Below are 3202 nucleotides of genomic sequence, written 5' to 3' on the forward strand. Positions count from 1 at the left end.
TAGGGAGGAGTTAGTCCGCAATTCATCAATTACTGATTGCCATATCACTGAACACTTTTATAACTTCCAAGCAGATGTCTCTCGTAGAGGACTCTGCGCATTCCAGGCAGAAATTTATTATTTTGAAGTACTCACAAAACAAGTCAGAGGTGCTTCATAAGTACGTACAGGACACCCTCCGGCCATTGGCCACCTCCCTCCAGGGAGGAGTTAGTGCGCAATTCATCAATTACTGATTACTATATCACCGATCACCGGCAACTTCACTCTCAAGCCCTTCTCAATACTCAATACTCTCATCTCAAGACTCTCATCCCAATACTCCCAACACTGATCACTTCAACCTTTCCAGCACACCCTTACGTTTGACTATATTTTTGTAGTCCCACTGGATGTCCCTGGCTTTGTTTAGCCATCGGGCCAGGTCAGCTTTGTTGATCTGTTCGGGAGAGGTGTAGCGGGCTTCGGCGGCTTTGAACTTGCCTTCTTTTTGGAGGTTGTCTTCTTCAAATGATTGTCCGCTCCAAAACAGCAGACGGATGCAGTTTTTCAGTTTGCTGTAGCCGACTACCGGGTTTCCTTCCAAAAACCAAACGGGGTGGGCGTGCCAGATCTTGCTTTCGGCTTCTGGCAGGCTGCGGTTGATCTCTGCTTCCAAAATATTACAGATCTCCTGATCCTCGCCTTTCTGCGCATTGTTGTATGATTGAATATCGCTCATGAGGTAGCTATTTTTAATATTTTAGTCTATTACAGGACAACCAGCAAACGCTTTCACCATTGAAAATATAAAATTGCACACTTAAAAACATCGAAATACCTGCTAATCTCAACTTTCAACAGCCAAACTGCCTGAGGTGGTGGTCTGAATGTTTGTAGGCAAAAATGCCAATTTGCTCGGTTGACATTTTACCGAAAAAACCATGAACAAAGGCAGGGTTGGAATAATGATCATAGGATGCAATCCGCTCCATCCATACTCGCTTTTGTCCCTCCAAATCCTTCGGTGCGTCTTTAACAACATGCTGGTCCGCAGGCATATTCTTTTTAAGCGGCTTATCATCTTTAACAGAACTTTTCAGCGCCATTTTCCCGAAGATCTTACCTAAAAAACTTTGCTTGTATTCTACATTGTGGGTACCTAAAACCCATTCATCCCATAGAATGCAGTGTTTTAACATCTGATGGATATTCATTTCCCCCCATTGCGCAACACTACTTTCATTGAGCGAATTGATCCTCCCGATCAATTCGTCCCTTACCGCCTGGTCAAATACTGTCTTCACTGTTTCCGTCTTCTTTGGGTTGTAACGAAAAGTAGTTCCCGGAGTCGTCTTTAAATAATGCTTCCGTAGCATAAAACTCTTTGGTAGGAGGCTTGATAAACTCCACACCTTTGGCTTTCAGCTCTTCGTAGGTAGCATAGATGTCGTTGCACTGGAGTACTCCGCAGCCGAACGTTCCTTTTTTGATCAGGTCTATCATGGTGTCTGCCGTCTCCAGGGGAAACATTTTGCCAACAGTAATGGGGAAGAGCACAATCTGGAGATCAGGCTGCTCGGGTGGTGAAACTGTGAGCCAGCGGGTTCCCGGGCCCATGGGTATATCATCAATCAGCTTGAAGCCCAGCTTATTAACATAAAAGTCGCAGGCGCTATCCTGGTCTATCACATAAATATTGGCAATGTTCATTTTTGTAATCATGGCTTTTCTCTTTTAGTTGTTTATTGGTACAAATCTCAAAAAGAAATCACCGCCGGGCTTCTTCAAAATTGCTATTTTCAAACCAGCCATTTTGATAGGCGTAACAGCCCGGCACAAATGCCTGAGGTGCTTTACTGATCTTCGACTTCTTTTGCTGGTGCTTAGCCAGATAAACCGACGGTGAGATACCCACCAACTTTTTAAACAGCCCGCTAAACGAGGTCAGGCTATCAAAGCCTACCAGGAAGCAGGTATCGGTTACGGGTTTTCCCGCCTGTAACAGTTGCTGTGCTTTATCTATTCTGCAAGACCTTAAGTATTGATGCGGTGTTTTACCATAAATAGATTTGAACAGCCTGATGAAATGATATTTAGAAAAATAAGCTTCGTCTGAAATGTTATCGAGATCAATTTTCTCATCGTAATGGTTATCGATGAAAAGCTTTGCCTGAACTATTCTCCGGTACAAATAAACTTTTGGATAGTGCGCTGTTGCCATATTCTGGTGCTTTTGAGCTTATACACAACATTACCCAAGTATGGCTAAAATGGCGCGGTGCAATGCCGACAATCTAAAGGGCGATTGCGGCAGATATGGCAATCAGCCCCGACTGCCACTCAAAAAAACGACTTCCAGATGGCAGCCGGGACTCAACCCTATTCAAAAGGTACTCTTTAACCCTTGAACATTTCTGTCAGATATTGCTCAAGACTCGTTGACAGTTTATTTACCTGATCCTCATGTTCAGGAGGCACTGACTGGTCAATAACCGCCTGGGTCATAGCCATCAGGTTTGCCGAGGTATTGTCTGTAAATCCCGCAGATAGCAACGTTTGCTTCCACTGCTCTTTTGGGATAGACTGTACCTCTACCTTTTTATGGAGTACCCTTGCAAAAACCTCTGCCACTTCTCGTGAGCTATATTTTTCAGGGCCTGCCAATTCAAATATTTGTTTATCACTTTCCTTATGATCATCAACAATGGCCTTTGCCGCAAATTTAGCGACATCAAGAGGCGAGTTCATGTCAATTTTCAGGTCTGCCGGAAAAAATGACGGCATTACTCCGTATTGCTCTATGGTTTCCATAAAACCCAGCCAATTGCTGAAATAGTAAGAGGGCCGGATGAACACTTTGGAAAGGTTCAAGTCATCAAACCCAAGTTCGAGCATGCGAGACATTAGAATATTTCCGGTGTTTCCTTCAACATGCGCCCCAACGCATGAGAGGCCTACAAGCTTTTTGATCCCGTTGGCCTGGATCGCCTGATGGTAGTTATTGATGACCTGTTTTGTATCCCCTAAAATATCTGTGGAAGAAGGGTCTTCCGGTGTCAACAGAAAAACCGTGCTGCCACCTTCCAAAGCCTTCGTCAGTTGGGGCAGATCAAAAAAATCAGCCTCCTTCACTTCTACCCTGCTGTCAAAATCGGTCTTCTTCTTTCTTACAACGGCTCGCGTTGGCAATCCCCTGGCTGCCAATTCCTTAACTATATTT

Annotated in this window: 6 protein-coding genes; 1 reads left to right on the forward strand and 5 read right to left on the reverse strand. The window is 44.3% G+C overall.

The annotated features are described in order from the left end of the window. The first annotated feature begins 74 nt into the window (after positions 1-74). Complete coding sequence (locus E1163_RS02395; protein ID WP_155169083.1) at positions 75-236, forward strand: hypothetical protein; 162 nt, start codon at positions 75-77, stop codon at positions 234-236. 98 nt (positions 237-334) lie between these two features. Here the strand turns inward: E1163_RS02395 and E1163_RS02400 are convergent, their stop codons facing one another. From E1163_RS02400 to E1163_RS02420, 5 genes are all read right to left on the reverse strand, one after another. Beyond that, positions 335-721, reverse strand: a complete 387-nt coding sequence (locus E1163_RS02400) for a DUF1801 domain-containing protein (protein WP_155169085.1) — start codon at positions 719-721, stop codon at positions 335-337. Between the two features lie 115 nt (positions 722-836). Then, positions 837-1286, reverse strand: a complete 450-nt coding sequence (locus E1163_RS02405) for a DUF1569 domain-containing protein (RefSeq protein ID WP_343033726.1) — start codon at positions 1284-1286, stop codon at positions 837-839. Further along, a complete protein-coding gene (locus E1163_RS02410) occupies positions 1270-1704 on the reverse strand; it encodes a VOC family protein (protein ID WP_155169090.1) in 435 nt (144 codons plus the stop codon). Before E1163_RS02410 ends, E1163_RS02405 begins: the two co-directional genes overlap by 17 nt. Before the next feature lie 46 nt (positions 1705-1750). Next, complete coding sequence (locus tag E1163_RS02415) at positions 1751-2203, reverse strand: helix-turn-helix domain-containing protein (RefSeq protein WP_155169092.1); 453 nt, start codon at positions 2201-2203, stop codon at positions 1751-1753. A gap of 176 nt (positions 2204-2379) precedes the next feature. After that, positions 2380-3202: NmrA family NAD(P)-binding protein (locus E1163_RS02420; protein ID WP_155169094.1), on the reverse strand; the 823-nt coding region annotated here is incomplete at its 5' end.

Origin of the sequence: Fulvivirga kasyanovii (assembly GCF_009711405.1) — a bacterium.
GTDB lineage: Bacteria > Bacteroidota > Bacteroidia > Cytophagales > Cyclobacteriaceae > Fulvivirga > Fulvivirga kasyanovii.